The 15,047-nt window shown below is 65.0% G+C and carries 15 protein-coding genes; 12 read left to right on the forward strand and 3 right to left on the reverse strand.

The window, feature by feature from the left end; translation table 11 throughout:
• Window positions 1-16 precede the first annotated feature (16 nt).
• Both CH294_RS13190 and CH294_RS13195 read right to left on the reverse strand, forming a co-directional pair.
• A complete protein-coding gene (locus tag CH294_RS13190) occupies window positions 17-1,513 on the reverse strand; it encodes an AMP-binding protein (protein ID WP_094738194.1) in 1,497 nt (498 codons plus the stop codon).
• Between the two features lie 153 nt (window positions 1,514-1,666).
• Window positions 1,667-2,782, reverse strand: a complete 1,116-nt coding sequence (locus tag CH294_RS13195; protein ID WP_094738195.1) for a hypothetical protein — start codon at window positions 2,780-2,782, stop codon at window positions 1,667-1,669.
• Between the two features lie 181 nt (window positions 2,783-2,963).
• Between CH294_RS13195 and CH294_RS13200 the strand changes: the two genes are divergently transcribed.
• The 12 genes from CH294_RS13200 (at window position 2,964) to CH294_RS13255 (ending at window position 13,684) form a co-directional block, all read left to right on the forward strand.
• On the forward strand, window positions 2,964-4,022 hold the full coding sequence (locus CH294_RS13200; protein ID WP_094609356.1) for a 2,3-butanediol dehydrogenase: 1,059 nt from the start codon (window positions 2,964-2,966) through the stop codon (window positions 4,020-4,022).
• Window positions 4,019-4,786 (forward strand): acetoin reductase, encoded by a 768-nt coding sequence (locus CH294_RS13205; protein WP_094738196.1) that lies wholly within the window; start codon window positions 4,019-4,021, stop codon window positions 4,784-4,786. Before CH294_RS13200 ends, CH294_RS13205 begins: the two co-directional genes overlap by 4 nt.
• Before the next feature lie 44 nt (window positions 4,787-4,830).
• Window positions 4,831-6,138 carry a GAF domain-containing protein gene (locus CH294_RS13210; RefSeq protein WP_032403747.1) on the forward strand — a complete coding sequence of 436 codons (1,308 nt, stop codon included), beginning with the start codon at window positions 4,831-4,833 and terminating at the stop codon, window positions 6,136-6,138.
• A gap of 21 nt (window positions 6,139-6,159) precedes the next feature.
• Complete coding sequence (locus tag CH294_RS13215; RefSeq protein ID WP_094738197.1) at window positions 6,160-8,217, forward strand: FUSC family protein; 2,058 nt, start codon at window positions 6,160-6,162, stop codon at window positions 8,215-8,217.
• Between the two features lie 34 nt (window positions 8,218-8,251).
• Window positions 8,252-8,896 carry a HEAT repeat domain-containing protein gene (locus tag CH294_RS13220; RefSeq protein ID WP_094738198.1) on the forward strand — a complete coding sequence of 215 codons (645 nt, stop codon included), beginning with the start codon at window positions 8,252-8,254 and terminating at the stop codon, window positions 8,894-8,896.
• Between the two features lie 9 nt (window positions 8,897-8,905).
• Complete coding sequence (locus CH294_RS13225; RefSeq protein WP_094738199.1) at window positions 8,906-9,880, forward strand: HEAT repeat domain-containing protein; 975 nt, start codon at window positions 8,906-8,908, stop codon at window positions 9,878-9,880.
• Window positions 9,881-9,903: 23 nt separating this feature from the next.
• Entirely contained in the window at window positions 9,904-10,245 is a 342-nt protein-coding gene (locus tag CH294_RS13230) for a plastocyanin/azurin family copper-binding protein (protein WP_032403774.1), read from the forward strand.
• Between the two features lie 19 nt (window positions 10,246-10,264).
• Window positions 10,265-10,675, forward strand: a complete 411-nt coding sequence (locus CH294_RS13235) for a DUF2752 domain-containing protein (protein WP_094738200.1) — start codon at window positions 10,265-10,267, stop codon at window positions 10,673-10,675.
• A gap of 110 nt (window positions 10,676-10,785) precedes the next feature.
• Window positions 10,786-10,983: a hypothetical protein gene (locus CH294_RS13240; RefSeq protein WP_032380110.1), complete on the forward strand. Its 198-nt coding sequence runs from the start codon at window positions 10,786-10,788 to the stop codon at window positions 10,981-10,983.
• 123 nt (window positions 10,984-11,106) lie between these two features.
• A complete protein-coding gene (locus CH294_RS13245; RefSeq protein ID WP_094738201.1) occupies window positions 11,107-11,784 on the forward strand; it encodes a GntR family transcriptional regulator in 678 nt (225 codons plus the stop codon).
• Complete coding sequence (locus tag CH294_RS13250) at window positions 11,777-13,033, forward strand: MFS transporter (RefSeq protein ID WP_094738202.1); 1,257 nt, start codon at window positions 11,777-11,779, stop codon at window positions 13,031-13,033. The genes CH294_RS13245 and CH294_RS13250 overlap by 8 nt, the downstream gene beginning before the upstream one ends.
• Window positions 13,034-13,063: 30 nt before the next feature.
• Window positions 13,064-13,684, forward strand: a complete 621-nt coding sequence (locus tag CH294_RS13255; RefSeq protein WP_094738203.1) for a hypothetical protein — start codon at window positions 13,064-13,066, stop codon at window positions 13,682-13,684.
• Window positions 13,685-13,708: 24 nt separating this feature from the next.
• Here the strand turns inward: CH294_RS13255 and CH294_RS13260 are convergent, their stop codons facing one another.
• On the reverse strand, window positions 13,709-15,046 hold the full coding sequence (locus CH294_RS13260; protein ID WP_094738402.1) for a M1 family metallopeptidase: 1,338 nt from the start codon (window positions 15,044-15,046) through the stop codon (window positions 13,709-13,711).
• Between the last annotated feature and the right edge of the window lies 1 nt (window position 15,047).

Genomic DNA, 15,047 nt, shown 5'->3' on the forward strand with positions numbered 1-15,047 from the left:
TTCGGAGCTGGAAATGTCAGCCGACGGGTGCGGCGGCGGAGCGGAGTTCGGTGCGCAGACGGGGTTTGTCGATCTTGCCGACGGGGTTCTTCGGGAGCGCGTCGACGAGGTGAATCGCAACGGGCAGTTTGACTTTCGCGACGAGATCACGGAGATGGTCCAGAAGATCGGCGGATCCGACGGTTGCGGCCGGGTAGGTCACCACGTACGCGACGGGGACTTCGCCGTACACCTCGTCCGGTGCGCCCACGACGGCAACTTCGAGCACATCGGAATGTGTGGCGAGGGCATTCTCGATTTCCTTCGGATAGATGTTCTCCCCACCGCGAATGATCATGTCCTTGATGCGATCGACGAGGGTGAGGTAGCCATCGACGTCGAGGTGTCCGACGTCGCCGGTGTGCAGCCATCCGTCGACGACGGTCCGTTCGGTCTCCTCCGGGCGACCGAAGTAGCCGCGCATGACATTCGGGCCCGAGATCAGCACCTCACCGACGGTTCCGACGGGCAGGTGGTGGCCGTCCTCGTCGACGATGGCGATGCTCTGGCCCGGCAGTGCCGGACCGACGGTTCCCAACTTTCGGAGTCCGGTGGGAGGATTGCACGCCGATGCGCAGGTCCCCTCGGTGAGGCCGTACCCCTCGACGAGGGCGAAACCGAATCTCGACTCGGCGCGGTCGAGTAGTTCCTTGGAGATCGGTGCGGCCCCGCACACGCCGAATCGGACGGACGAGAAGTCCGATTCGAGGTCCGGTGGCTGCGCGGCCAGCAACGCGTAGATCGTGGGGACGGCCGAGAAATAGGTCGGGCGAAGCTCTTTCACGTCCTCGAAGAATCTCGTTGGACTGAACCGTCCGGTGATGCTGACCTGGCCTCCGGCGATCAATGGAGCGAGAACGCTGACGCAGATGGCATTGACGTGGAAGAGCGGCAGGACGAGCAGGCAATGATCGTCGGCGGTCAGATCGAGATGTGTTGCCATCGCCGACGCCATGTACTGCAGATTGGCGTGGGTCAGCTCGACGCCTTTCGGACGCCCCGTGGATCCGGAGGTATAGATCAGCAGCGCAAGGTCGTCGGACCCGGGTTCGACCGAGCCGAGATCATCGAACGATGATGTGGTGGAGCCGAGTTCGTCGGCCGAGATGTCGTCGACGGTGAGGCAGGCGATGCCGTCGACGCGCGGACTGCCGCTGTCGGTGATCGCGATGACCGCACGCGAGTCCGTGATCTGATGATGGGCCTCGGACGGCGTCAAGGTGGGGTTCACCGGAGTTGCGACCGCACCGATACGCCACGCGGCCATGATCGCGATGATCAGTTCGACTCGGTTGGGAAGTATCACGGCAATCACGTCGCTCGTGCGGACCCCGTGTGCGGCCAACTGTGACGCGAAAACATCTACGCGCCCTGCGAATTGGGCGTACGTCAATTCGGAGTGGTCGTCGCGAACGCACGGTCGATCTGCTCTTTCGGCCGAAGAACGCCACGGGAAGTACCCGATGACCGTCATGTGTGGATCCCCTCGCTAGTGCTGTGATCCACGACACTAGTGACGGAAGGGGGGTGTCGATAGAGCTCGCGAGGCCAGAGATCGGCTCATCTGTTGTTCTCGGAGCATAAACACGACCGACGTCGATCGCCGGTCGTGTCTCGGCTGTTCGTCTCAGGCGGGCGAGAGCTTCTTCAACCCCAACGACTGGAATCCGACGACGTAGATCAAGGTCCAGAGCACCAGCCAGTCGATGAATCCCAGTGCGTTCCCGGAGATCCCGGCGGCGACGGTGGGCTCGTGCAGTATGTGCTCCGCGACGACGTAGTAGTAGGCCAGGAACGTGCCGATGGCCAAGGCGAAGGTCAGCACCGCGCGCCCCGCCGCGGGGAAGCGATTACCGAAGCCGTTGGCCCAGAAAATCATCCAGAAGGCCCAGCACACGCCGATCTGCGCCGGGAACTGCTTGATGACGGAGCCGAGCTCGGCGGTGGCGTCGGACCCGACCAGGAGCTTCGCCAGGGGAACCATCAGGAAGTAGATCGCGGTGCCGAGAACCGCGTTGCCGACCGTTGCCGCCAGGGCGGTCCGTCCGCCGCCACCGGCCAGTTTCCACGGCCAGTTGTCGAGGGTCTGGCCGGTGAGGATCACCGAGACGACGATCGAGTAGAACCAGCCCAGTGCGGTGTCGACGGACATCAGTGGATCGGTGGCCGAGAGCGAGACCGACGGCAGTCCGAACACGAAGTACAGCGCGAGAGTCGGGACGGCAACGAAGGCGATCTCGCACAGCCCGATCAGCGGTTGCTTCATACGCAGTACGGTCCACGGCCAGTGCTGCCAGTTCAGGACCACCATCACCCAGGTTCCGAAACCGAACAGCACGAACAGCGCACCGGCGAAATAGCCGAGTCCGCCCTCCCGAGAGCCGGCGAAATCGGGATACAACGACCCGAGGCCGCTACCGAGGATCCAGGTGACGGCCACGGCGAACACTGCCGTCGAGGCCAGGATGGTGAGCCCGCGTATCGGTTGCTTCAGTGAGTCGAATCCGGCGAATTCGCAATCGAATCCGATGAACACGATGAACAGAATTGCCCAGAACAGCGCGGCGTTGAAGGGGAGGGGATAGAAGTTCCACGGACTGGTGGTCGGGTCGGCCAGCAGATACCACGTCGCAAGCGACACGGCCACCACGACGGCGAGGTTGGCAACTCCGAACACGAGCCAGTTACCCTGTGGTGGAGTGATTTTCGGCTTGCTCAGTGGGCGGTCTGCGGTAGCGGTCATGTGCTGCTCGTTTCGTTCGAGGCGAAGGTGACGCCGTCACTATGAGCTGAATCACACCCGACCGTCAGGGTTGCGGGAGGTTGCACTGCGGCCGGCGCAGTGCAACGTGGTGCAACCCTGGCGGTTGTGCTCCGGGTCACATAAACCTGAGTGCATCCAATCCAGTCAGGAGTGAAAACCGATGCGCGCAGCTATGTACTACGGACCCAACAAGGTGGAGATCACCGACGTCCCCGAGCCTCATCCCGGTGAAGGGCAGGTCAAGATCAAGATCGGGTTCAACGGAATCTGCGGAACCGACCTGCACGAGTACTACGCCGGCCCCATCTTCATCCCCACCTCGCCGCATCCGCTGACCGGTCAGGAGATGCCGCTGATCCTCGGGCACGAGTTCTCGGGAACCGTCACCGAGCTCGGCGCGGGCGTGACCGGCATCGCGGTCGGCGACCGCGTCGCCATCGAGCCGCTCTATCGGTGCGGACACTGCGGGCCGTGCCGGGCGGGCAACTACAACATCTGCGCGCAGATCGGCTTCCACGGACTGATGTCCGACGGCGGAATGGCCGAATACACCGTGGTCCCCACTGACATGATTCACGCCTTGCCCGACAACGTCTCGCTCGAACTCGGTGCGCTCGTCGAACCGATGTCGGTCGCCTATCACGCTGCGACACTGGGAGATCCGAAGACCGAGGACACCGCGATGGTGTTCGGAGCAGGGCCCATCGGCATCGGACTGTGGTTCGCGCTGCGCGGCAAAGGACTCGACAACGTCTACGTGGTCGAACCGTCGCCGACGCGTCGAGCATCGATCGAGGCCCTCGGAGCGAAGACCCTCGATCCGACAGCTCTCGACATCCCGGCCTACATTGCCGACCTCACCGACGGCAAGGGTGCCGACGCCATCTACGACGCAGCCGGCGTGCAACCTGCCGTCGAGGCCGCGCTCGGTTGTATCGGTGCGCGTAAGCCGCTGATCAGCGTCGCTATCTACGAAAAGCCTCTGACCACGCCGCTGCAGAAGCTGGTGATGAACGAATCCCGAATTCAGGGCTCGCTGTGCTACACCTCCGCCGACTACGAGGCCGTCATCGATCTGATGAGCCAGGGCCACTACGACACGACTGGCTGGGTGGACAAGATTGCGCTCGACGGCGTCATCGACGACGGGTTCGAGGCGCTGCACGCAGGCACGAAGATGAAGGTTTTGGTCGATCCTTCGACTGGAGCATCCGCATGAGCGCGGTGTTGGTGACCGGAGCGGGTCAGGGCATCGGCCGGGCCATCGCGTTGCGGTTGGCGAACGACGGTCACGACATCGCCCTGGCGGACCTGAACGAGGACAAGATTGCCGGCGTGGCCGACGAGGTGCGTCGAACTGGCTCGAAGGCAACGACATTCGTGGCCGACGTCAGTGATCGCGACCAGGTGTTCGCGGCCGTCGACCACGCGCACAGCGAGCTCGGCGGCTTCGACGTCATCGTCAACAATGCGGGAATTGCGCAAGTGGCCCCGCTCGACGATGTTCGGCCCGAGGACGTCGCGACGATCTGGGCCGTCAACGTCGACGGTGTGCTGTGGGGAATCCAAGCTGCCGCAGCGAGATTCAAGTCTCTCGGTCAGAAGGGCAAGATCATCAACGCGTCGTCCATCGCGGGTCACGACGGATTCGCGATGCTCGGGGTCTACAGCGCAACAAAATTCGCGGTTCGGGCACTGACCCAGGCTGCGGCCAAGGAATATGCCGCTGAGGGCATCACCGTCAACGCGTACTGCCCCGGAGTGGTGGGCACCGACATGTGGGTGACCATCGACAAACGGTTCGCCGAGCTGACCGGCGCCGCGGAGGGCGAAACCTACGACAAGTTCGTCGGCGGTATCGCTCTCGGTCGGGCGCAGACGCCCGAGGACGTGGCAGCGTTCGTTTCGTATCTCGCTGGACCCGACTCGGACTACATGACGGGCCAGGCACCGTTGATCGACGGTGGGCTGGTCTATCGGTAACCCCCGTTGATGTCGATCTGTGAGCTGGAGCACAATTGACTGTGATGACGCAGTCGACAGGTCCTGAACCTGCGCTGGCGGCCGGCGAAGACCCGCGCCGCTACGCGCAGATTCTCACTGCCGTGTACGACGCGACCATGACCGGCGGCAAGTCGCCCGCGCGTCCCCGCGAGGTCATCGGTGACTCGTGGCGGCGGTTGCAGACCCTGGGCATCGACCCCGAACTGGGCAACCCCGCCGAGACGCAGATGGACGTTTCCGATCTCGAGCTCAGCCGTCGAGAATCGGGGTTGTTCGACATCCTGGACGATCTGGCCCGCGGCCTGGAATCGGTGGTGCAGGACGGCGACAACATCCTCGTCGTCGCCGATCGTCACGGCCGCGTGTTGTGGCGGAGCGGATCGACGGCCGTCCTCGACCGCGCCGACGATCTCGGATTCGTCGAGGGGGCCAACTGGGCGGAGGACTCGGTGGGCACGAATGCCATCGGCACTGCGCTGGTCTCGCGGCGCGCGGTGCAAATCTTCTCGGCCGAACACTATGTGCGGAGCCATCATTCGTGGACGTGTGCCGGAGCACCCATCCGTGATCCGCGAACCGGTCAGGTACTGGGAGCCATCGACGTCAGCGGTCCGGCCAAGACGGTGCACCCCACCACCATCGCGCTGGTCGACGCCGTCGCACGGTTGGCCGAGTCCCAACTACGCGAGATTCATCGGTCCACCCTCGATCGACTGCGTTCGGTGGCCGCACCGATGCTCGCGCGGTTGCAGTCCCCGGCGCTGGCCGTGGACGCGAACGGATGGGTTGCGGCCGTCGAATCGGTGGCACTGCGCAATCGCATCCTGCTTCCCGAAGATCTGGCGACGGGCCGATTCTGGTTGCCGACCCTCGGCGTGTGCGACTTCGAGCCCCTGCCCGGTGGATGGCTGGTGCGACCCACCCCCGAGAGTTATTCCGCAGGCTCCACTTCCGGCGTCGCAGATGTGGGGTCGACGAGAATTCGCATCGACCTGCGCAATTCGCAGAAGCCTCGCATCGAGGTCCGCAGCGAAGTGGGGGAGTGGACCCACGAGCCGACGCCCCGGCACGCCGAGATTCTGTACCTTCTCGCCACGAATCGGCACGGACGAACGGCCGCCCAGATGGCCGCAGATCTGTTCGGCGACGACGGCCGTGCGATCACCGTACGGGCCGAGATGTCGCGACTGCGCAAACACCTCGCCGGCATCATCTCCACGCAGCCGTATCGGTTGGACGAATCGGCGACCGTAGAGGTGATCACGCCGTCGGACATGAGTCGGTTGCTACCGCATTCGTCGGCCCCGGCGATCCGGGCGGCACGGGGCTGAGCCGTAGCGCAGAATCGAGGAATGAACCGCCTCGCCCGAATCCTCGATGCCTCGGATCCGGGACAGGTACGGCTGCGCAGTGCGTCGGCGACCACGCTCACGGTGCTGCTGGCGATGGTGACGCTGGTGTTGACCACGCGCGCCATCGGGCAGCCGGTGACGGTCGCGATGCTCGGAACCGTGGTGGCGATGCAGGCTTCGGCGGCAGTGAAGGACAAAGACCAGCACAGTCGGCTCATCACTACCGCGCTGATGGCGCTGCCTGCCTCGGCGGCAGTGACGTTGGCGGCGTTGCTCTCCGAGCTCGGCAAGGTGGCCGACGCCGGCTTCATTGCGGTGTTGTTCGCGGCCGTGTGGGTCCGCAGGTTCGGTCCTCGCGGCACTGCGCTGGGGATGGTGGCGTTCATCTCGTACTTCTTCGCACTGTTTCTCCGCGCGACCCCGGGGCAGCTGCCGATGCTCATCGCAGCGATCCTCGGCGGTTTGGCGATTGCGCTGTTCGTGCGAGCGGTGATCTTCCCGGATCGGCCGATCGTGGAAGTCCGTCGGTTGCTGTTCGCCATGCGGGCGGTGTCGGTATCGGTGCTGGAGGCGGCGTCGAGGCGAGAAGACCGTGACTTGAACCTGTTGCGCCGCAGACTCGACCGGCTCGGCAACACCGCGCTGATGATCGACGACTGGCTCGACCGACACGACGCCGGTCAGTTGCTCAGTGTCACCAGCACCGATCTGTCGCTCCGCGTGTTCGACGCCCAGATCGCAACCGAACAACTCGTCAGCTCGCTCTGGGCTCTCGATCCGGCCAAGCCATGGCCCAAAGCGCTGGGCCAGGCAACAACGGCACTCGGGTCGGTCCTGCAGAACACGCCGTCCTCGGAACAGCTTCGGGCCGCCCGTCGGATGGCCGCAACGGCCGCCGAACGTGCCGATCCGTCGACCCCCGCAGGCATCGCTACGGTCTCCGCGCAGCGAGCCGTGCAGGCGCACATCGCTATTCATCACATCACCACCAACGCAGTCTCGGTTGCCGCGAGCCCCGAGCCCGAATCGACCGAGCCCGCGACCAAGGACGAGCCGAGCGGACTGAACCCCAGCACCAAGGCCGCAATTCAGGTTGCCGTGGCCACCAGCGCGGCGACCGTGTTGGGTGAACTGGTCTCGCCCGACCGCTGGTACTGGGCGGTGCTGACGGCGTTCCTGGTGTTCACCGGGGCGTCGACTCGGGGCGAAATCCTCACGCGCGCAGGCCAACGCGTTCTCGGAACCATTGCAGGCGTGCTGGCCGGAGTGGTGATCGCCGCACTGGTGGGCAACAATCAACCCCTGCAGCTGGTGTTGATCGTCGTTTGCGTCTTCTTCGCGTTCTACCTGGTGACCGTGGCGTACGCGTTGCTCTCGTTCTTCGTCACCATTCTGCTCGCGATGCTCTACGGGCTGTTGGGCACCTTCAGTATCGAGGTGCTCGAGCTTCGTATCACCGAGACCGCCGTCGGCGGTGTGGTCGGTATCGTCTCCGCGTACTTCATCTTCTCGACCGGAACTCGAAAGACGATGGTGGACAAGGTCGATACCTACCTCGAGCAGTTGGACGCGTTGATCGAGGCCAGTGTCGAATCGGTGGTGGCGCCGGGAGAAGAGACCGACCTGGTGGCGTCGACCCGCGCGCTCGACAACGCGTTGAAGGACGTCGTGACGGCCGGAAAGCCACTCGTACTGGGGCCGACGACCCGCAGCAGGCGAGGCGCGAAACGACTGCTTCGAGTGTTGGCCGTCAGTAGCCGATCTGCCCATGCATTGGCTCGAGCAGGCGTGCTGGCCACTCGCGCCGATGCGCAGACGGCCCCGTCGGACGACACGGCCCGGGCTCTGCGCGATGCTGCGGCTCTGGTGCGCGAGACCGTACGTCACGTCGAGGCGGCCGCGGCGGGCAAGCACGTCGAGCCGCCGGAGAAGGTCACCGAGACGACAGTCCTGGATGTCATGCTCACCTCCACCAACGCGCCCGGTCCACTGCGGGGTGCGGTGCGCGCGCTGAACACGATGAACCGAACTCTTGCGGACGTGCTGAGTCGGGGTTGACCTTGGCACGGTGACAAGGTCTTGGCTGGGCCGCATGAACTCGATGAATTCGGTAAACGGGGCACTGCACCACAGCAATCCGTCGGCCCGGCTGCGGGCCGCGCTCGACCTCGGTACGACACCGGATCTGCAGTTCCTTGACGCACTGCTGCAGCGGTGCGCCGTCGAACCGGATTTCCAGGTTCGGGAAATGTTGACGTGGGCGCTGATTCGGCTACCCGCGTCGTCGACGGTTCCGCGGTTGATCGAGGAAGTGCGATCCGGCGGGGCCCAGGCTCGCAGCCAGGCGTTGCATACGTTGTCCAAGATCAAGGATCGGGCGGCGTGGCAGGTCATCACCGAGGCGTTGATCTCCGACCCCGACGACGAAGTCGCACGTAGCGCGTGGCGAGCTGCGGTGGTTCTGGTTCCGACCGGAAGCGAAGAGCAGCTGGCCGCGATGCTGGGCACGCACCTCGGGCGAGGTGGGCACGACGTCCAGCGGAGCCTGAGTCGCGCTCTGGTCGCACTGGGTTCGGTGATCGAGCCGATGCTGGTGCGCGCCGCGTCGAGCAAGGATGTTGCTGTTCGTGCCCACGCGCTGGCCACCGAGTCGCTGCTCCGAGACCCGGATGCCGGGTTCGCAGTGTTCGAGGCCAAGCGTGTCGATGCCCTTGGCGTAGTCGACACGGCAGGGTGAGATAGGACGATGTTGATCGGTGAGGTGGCGCGGCGGTCCGGGGTCAGTGCGCGCATGCTCCGGCACTACGACCGTCTCGGGCTGGTGCAGCCGACATCGCGGAGCAGTACCGGTTACCGCGAATACTCCCCGGAGGATGTTCGACGCCTGTTCCACGTCGAATCCCTGCGCTCGCTGGGTCTGTCGCTGCACGACGTCGGTCGTGCGCTGGACGATCCGAGTTTCGCGGCCTCGGGACTCGTCGACGAGCTCGCGGCCCGAGCCGAAGAACGCATCGCGCGAGACACCGAATTGCTCACCCGGCTGCGTCGCATCGGCAGTGCCCGACCCGACGATTGGGAGGACGTACTCGGCACGGTCGCGATGCTCGGCGATCTGCAGTCGGTGAGTGCGGGAAAGCGGCAGTCGGCGGCGCTGGCGTCCGTCGGAGATCGACCCATTCCGGCGGAGGCCCTGGCCGAGGCAGTGCTGCGCGAACCCGCAACCAACGTGGCCGGCGCACTTCGGTGGGCTCTCGCACAGACGGGTGGCGATGCGATGGGGCCGCTGCGCCAGGGCCTGCACTCAGCGGACCCCGAGGTGCGCCGCCGGGCCGTCGATACCGTCGTCGAGATTGCCCACCCCGACGCCACCGACGTGTTGCGCGAGGCGCTGGTCCACGACGACGAGCAGGTCAGGCGGGTCGCTGCGGTGGAGCTGGCGGCCCGGGGAGTGGCCGACGCCGTCCCGACGCTGATCGAGATGGTGCACGACGGAACGAACGATGTCGACGCCGCAGACGCACTCGGGGTGCTGGGATCCGACGCGTCGACAGTTGCGGCGTTGATGGACGGGCTAGACGATGTCGCCGTGAGGCTGCGAGTGACGCAGGCATTGGCGAGCATCCCGGGAGCGGCAGCACTGCAGGCGCTGCAGGAATTGACCGGCGACGCGGACCGATCGATTGCCCTGACGGCCCAGTACATCCTCGGCCGGAGGGAATGAGCCCTTTCGGTACCGTCGAGGTCATGAAGGCATTCGGATTGTTCGCGGCACTGCTGATCACGTTGACTGCCTGCTCCACCGCCACCACCCCGGCCGCGTCCACCGCACCCGTTGCCGAGAATCAGGTCACCGTCGCCGATCGGATGTACTCGCCGAAGACACTGACCATCTCCGTGGGAGAGACCGTGACGTGGGTGTTCGCGGACAAAGGCATGGCACACAACGTCGTCGCCGACGACAACTCGTTTCGCAGTCAACTCATGGAGACCGGCCAGTTCACGCATACCTTCGACACCGCGGGCACCTTCACGTACCACTGCACGCCGCATCCGGACATGACGGCATCTATCGTCGTCGAGCCCTGAAACTCCTAGGCTCAGGGGCATGACGGCACCGACCCGATCGCGCAGCATCGCCGCACCCCTCGGTGTGGCCGCTGCGGCTGCCGGTGGTGCAGTGCTGCTGCACGTTCGCGACCCTCGCACCTCGACCTACCTTCCCTGCCCGTTCCATGCACTGACCGGACTGTGGTGCCCCGGATGCGGAGCCACCCGTGCTCTGGGTGACCTCAGCCGCGGAGACGTCGCAGCGGCCGCGTCGAGCAATGTCGTTGCGGTTGTCCTTGCGATCGTTGCGGTCGGGGTGTGGGCGCTGTGGCTTCGAGCGCGCTGGACCGGCCGTTCGCTGCCGCGCCCGCGCTTCACCCGTCCGACGGTGATCGTCCTGATCGCTGTTCTCGCCGCCTTCACGGTGGTGCGCAACACCTCGTGGGGCAGCGCAATCGCCCCGACCTGAACCGAAGGAAATGCTGTGCTGCTGGAAATCTTCTCGATCATCGTGCTGCTGGGCGTACTCATCGCGCTCATCCCCACTGCCCGACGCGTGTTCAAGAAAGGTGACGACGAATGAGCGATTCCCTGAAGGACCGGGTGCGAGCGAAGCTGCTCGCACAACTCGCCGACGACGGTGGAACGGCCGCCGAGCAGGCCGAGGGCGACGACCCGCGGCTCAACGCACTGCGCGACGACCTGGAGGCACTCGAGTCGGCGCAGGACGGGGATCCGGTGATCGACGACATCGCCGCACGCCACTGGGTGCCCTGACCGTTCTTCCCCTGGGGAGTCAATGTGACGTTCGGTGGCCTTTTCGGTAGTCAATGTCACGTCGAGTGGACTTTTTCGGGTCCCGAATTGGTGCACAGTTGAGGTGCATCTAGTATCTATGTTGTGCTCGAGACGAAATCTGCCGCCGATACGGCGTATGCGACGGTCAAAGAGCTCATCGTTTCGGGTGATCTGCCCGGCGGTGAGCTCGTCAGTGAGGGTGAAATCGCAACCCGGCTCGAGATCAGTCGCACGCCCGTGCGCGAGGCGTTTCTGCGTCTTCAGGTAGAGGGGTGGATGCGTCTGTACCCCAAGCGCGGGGCACTGGTGGTGCCGATCGCGGTGGGTGAGGCGGAGAGTGTCGTCGATGCGCGTCGCCTCGTGGAGGCAGGAAGTGTTCGCGCGTTCATCGGCGACGTCACCGCCCGGACATCTGTGGTGAACGCGCTGCGCGAGAACCTGCAGTTGCAGGAGAAGTTGGCGGTCGACGGCACCGCCGCCCAGTTCAGTGCAGTCGACGCCGACTTTCACCGCACCGTCGTCCGAGCCGGTGGCAATCCCTTGCTCGACGCGTTCTACGACGGACTTCGCGAGCGTCAGCGCCGGATGACCGCAGCCTCGGTGACGCGCGATCCGGGTCAGATCTCGCGCATCGTCGACGACCATCGCCGACTCACCGACCTGATCGAGGCCGGCGACGCAGACGGATTCGAGCGGGCCGTCGAACAACACATGCTCGGGGTGCACGGCCTACGACCGGACAGGTCAGTCAGAGCAAACAGGGGGGAGCACGATGAGTGAAACGCTCACGAACGATCGAGACATCGAGCTGACTGCGCGACGCTGGCTGCTGGTGGCGTCGGGCATGTTCGCCGTCGCCTGGGGCGGTAACGAGTTCACGCCGTTGTTGGTGATGTACCGGCTCGATCACGGCTTCTCGGCCGTGGTGGTCGATACGTTCCTGTTCGCCTACGTCCTGGGCATCATTCCGGCGATGCTGATCTGCGGGCCGCTGTCCGATCGACTCGGCCGACGCCCGATCATGTTGCCCGCCCCCGCAATTGCCGCGGCCGGTTCCATTCTGATAGCACTCGGACCCGACAACGCCTTCATGCTCTTCGGTGGCCGTGTGCTCAGCGGCATCGCACTCGGAATCGGCATGGCCGTGGGCGGCAGCTGGGTCAAGGAACTCTCCAGCCGCGATGCCACCGCCAAGCCCGGTGCCGGAGCGCGCCGAGCCGCGATGTCGCTGACGGCGGGCTTTGCCCTCGGTGCCGGAGTTGCCGGTGTGCTCGCGCAATGGGCACCGTGGCCGACGCACCTCGCCTACAGCGTGCACGTGCTCATCTGCATCGTCGCCGGCGTCGGCATGCTCTCCGTTCCCGAAACACGCACCGCGACAGTGGCATCGAAGAGCAAGAAGCTGCTCGACGACCTGAGGATCCCGTCTGCTTCGCACCGCCGGTTCCTGTTCGTCGTGCTGCCGTTGGCACCGTGGGTGTTCGGTGCGGCGAGCGTCGCGTACGCGGTGTTGCCGTCACTGATGGCCGATGCGTTGGCCGACGAGCCCGGGGGCGGCTATCCCGTGGCCCTCTCGGCGGCGATGGCGGTGATCGCCCTCGGCTCCGGATTTGCGATCCAGGCCGTCGGGCGACGGATCGACACACCCGCCAATGCGCGAGGCGCTCTGGTTGCACTGACTCTGTTGGTGGTCGGCATGGCTGTCGCGGCGTGGGCGGCGTCGGTGCTGACCATTGCCGCAGCGCTGATCGCGGCAGCGGTACTCGGATGTGGGTACGGCATGGCGCTGGTCTCGGGTCTGCAAGAGGTGCAACGCATTGCGGGCCCCGACGACCTCGCCGGCCTCACCGCAGTGTTCTATTCACTGACGTATCTGGGCTTCGCGGTGCCTGCCGTTCTGTCGGCGCTCACCGAGACCTGGCCCGGCGTGGTCACGTACCCCATCATCTTCGGATTCGGCGCGGTGATGGCCGCACTGTGTGGCCTGGTGGTGCGGTCGAAGTCGTCTGCGCACTTGCCGAGCGCGTAGGGGCGGTTCGGCTCTAGGATCAGCGGCATCATGCTGCAGTCCGCGCGCATTGCCCCGCCGCATCGGGTACCGCCGACGGCGGTGCTCGCGTGTGCAACCGTGTGGAACAGACGCGAGGCGTACTGGTTTCTGATCGCCGTGATCGTGCCGGCTGCCTGCTGGTCGAGGTATCCCGAGCTGGTGCCGTACTTGTTCGCGATCGTTCTGTTCGGGGCGCTGGTGTGTCGCTGGAGACGGATCGGTCAGTGGATGTCGATGCTGCGATGGGGAGTGATTGCAGACGTCGAGACCGTGGACACGGCACTGCGCGGCGACCGCAACCTTCGGCTCGCGCACGCGACCGGCTGGAATGTCCAACGACGTTGGTACACAGGCGTTGTCGCCGAGTCAGCGGTGCGGTATCGAGTCGGGGACGCGCGCGGTCACCTGTTCGTTCGGGGACTGCCGTTCACCACAGGGGTCGTCCTCGCGCACTCCAAGCAGCCGTCGTCTGCCATGGCCATCAGCGACTTCCCCTGCGATCTGCAACTGGACGGCAAGGGACGCTGGGCGGCGTCGTTCCCGCACGGCTTCTGGCGTCAAGCACTGGCAACGACGGCACTGTACGGCTACGCGGTTGCTGGGTTGACGGTGTCGCTCGGGTATCGCTGACGCCGGCCGATTCGAGGGCGCGACCTACGGCAACGACGGCAACTGCTTGTCGATCAACCATGCGTCCCACAGAGTTCGGGGGCAACCGAAGCGGGAGGCGAGGTCGGTGAAGTCCGCGGTCGCTACGGTGGAGTAGCGGTACTTGGAGGTCCACTCCTGGATCAGTCCGAAGAAGCGCTCGTCGCCGATGGTGCGTCGTACCGCATGCAGTGCCAGGGCACCGCGCTTGTAGACGCGATCGTCGAAGATGCGCTCGGGCCCAGGATCGGTGAGCTGCAGATCCATGGCCAGACCACGCTGAATGGTGTGCGCTCGCTTGGCCTTGTCGTGAGCTGTTGCGCCGCCGGAGTTCTCGGCCCAGATCCACTCCGAGTAACACGCGAATCCCTCGTGCAGCCAGATGTCGGCCCACTTGCCGAGGGTCAGCGAATTGCCGAACCACTGGTGCGCCAACTCGTGCGCCACCAGACGCTCGTAGTACCGGGAACCCGAACAGTGATTGGCCCCGAAGATCGACAGCCCCTGCGCCTCGATCGGAATCTCGAGATCGTCGTCGGTCACCACCACGGTGTAAGACGCGAAAGGGTAAGGGCCGTACAGCCGTACGAAAGTGTCCATCATCTGCGGTTGACGGCCGAAATCGTGGTCGAACTGTGCGCGCAGTCGCGGGGGAGTGATCGCCTTCATCGGCACCGGACCCGGGCTGACGATGCGATGCTCGTACGGACCGATCTGGATGGTCGCGAGATACGTGGCCATCGGCTCGGGCTGCTCGTACACCCAGGTGGTGCGGCTGGCGCGAGTTTGCTTGCGTACCAACGTTCCGTTGGCCACCGCGTAGTACGGCGAATCGGTGGTGATGGTGATGCCGTAGCTGGCCTTGGACACCGGATGATCGTCACACGGAAACCACGACGCAGCACCGTTCGGCTGACTGGCGACGATCGATCCCTCGGTGAGCTCTTCCCAGCCGACCTCACCCCACAAACCGTTGATCGGCTTGGGAGTTCCGCCGTACGCCACCGTCACCACCAATGCCGCACCCGAGGCGATCGGTTTGGCGGGCGTGATCTTCAACTTGCCGCGTTGATGGGTGAACTTCACCGAACGCGAACCGTTGACCGATACCTTCGTCACGTTCATTGCCGGGCCGAGATCGAACGCGAACTTCGACACCGTCGCAGTGGTGACCGCCGTGATCTTCGCCTTGCCCGTCAACCGGTTGCTCTCCACCTTGTACTCGAGGCCGAGCTCGTAGCGTGAGACGCGGTAGCCGCGGTTGCCGTTCTGCGGAAGATACGTGTCGATCGGGTTGTCGCTGGAATCGACGTCGAACACCGGTGCCACCAATCTGCCTCCCACG

This window comes from Rhodococcus sp. 14-2483-1-1 (assembly GCF_002259335.1).
Lineage (GTDB): Bacteria > Actinomycetota > Actinomycetes > Mycobacteriales > Mycobacteriaceae > Rhodococcoides.

Bases quoted from the DNA above. Each gene is read 5' to 3' on its own strand.
- CH294_RS13250 (WP_094738202.1), top strand. From the start codon at position 11,777: ATGAGTGAAACGCTCACGAACGATCGAGACATCGAGCTGACTGCGCGA.
- CH294_RS13255 (WP_094738203.1), top strand. From the start codon at position 13,064: ATGCTGCAGTCCGCGCGCATTGCCCCGCCGCATCGGGTACCGCCGACG.
- CH294_RS13210 (WP_032403747.1), top strand. From the start codon at position 4,831: ATGACGCAGTCGACAGGTCCTGAACCTGCGCTGGCGGCCGGCGAAGAC.
- CH294_RS13195 (WP_094738195.1), bottom strand. From the start codon at position 2,782: ATGACCGCTACCGCAGACCGCCCACTGAGCAAGCCGAAAATCACTCCA.
- CH294_RS13240 (WP_032380110.1), top strand. From the start codon at position 10,786: ATGAGCGATTCCCTGAAGGACCGGGTGCGAGCGAAGCTGCTCGCACAA.
- CH294_RS13205 (WP_094738196.1), top strand. From the start codon at position 4,019: ATGAGCGCGGTGTTGGTGACCGGAGCGGGTCAGGGCATCGGCCGGGCC.
- CH294_RS13235 (WP_094738200.1), top strand. From the start codon at position 10,265: ATGACGGCACCGACCCGATCGCGCAGCATCGCCGCACCCCTCGGTGTG.
- CH294_RS13230 (WP_032403774.1), top strand. From the start codon at position 9,904: ATGAAGGCATTCGGATTGTTCGCGGCACTGCTGATCACGTTGACTGCC.
- CH294_RS13190 (WP_094738194.1), bottom strand. From the start codon at position 1,513: ATGACGGTCATCGGGTACTTCCCGTGGCGTTCTTCGGCCGAAAGAGCA.
- CH294_RS13220 (WP_094738198.1), top strand. From the start codon at position 8,252: ATGAACTCGATGAATTCGGTAAACGGGGCACTGCACCACAGCAATCCG.
- CH294_RS13225 (WP_094738199.1), top strand. From the start codon at position 8,906: ATGTTGATCGGTGAGGTGGCGCGGCGGTCCGGGGTCAGTGCGCGCATG.
- CH294_RS13215 (WP_094738197.1), top strand. From the start codon at position 6,160: ATGAACCGCCTCGCCCGAATCCTCGATGCCTCGGATCCGGGACAGGTA.
- CH294_RS13200 (WP_094609356.1), top strand. From the start codon at position 2,964: ATGCGCGCAGCTATGTACTACGGACCCAACAAGGTGGAGATCACCGAC.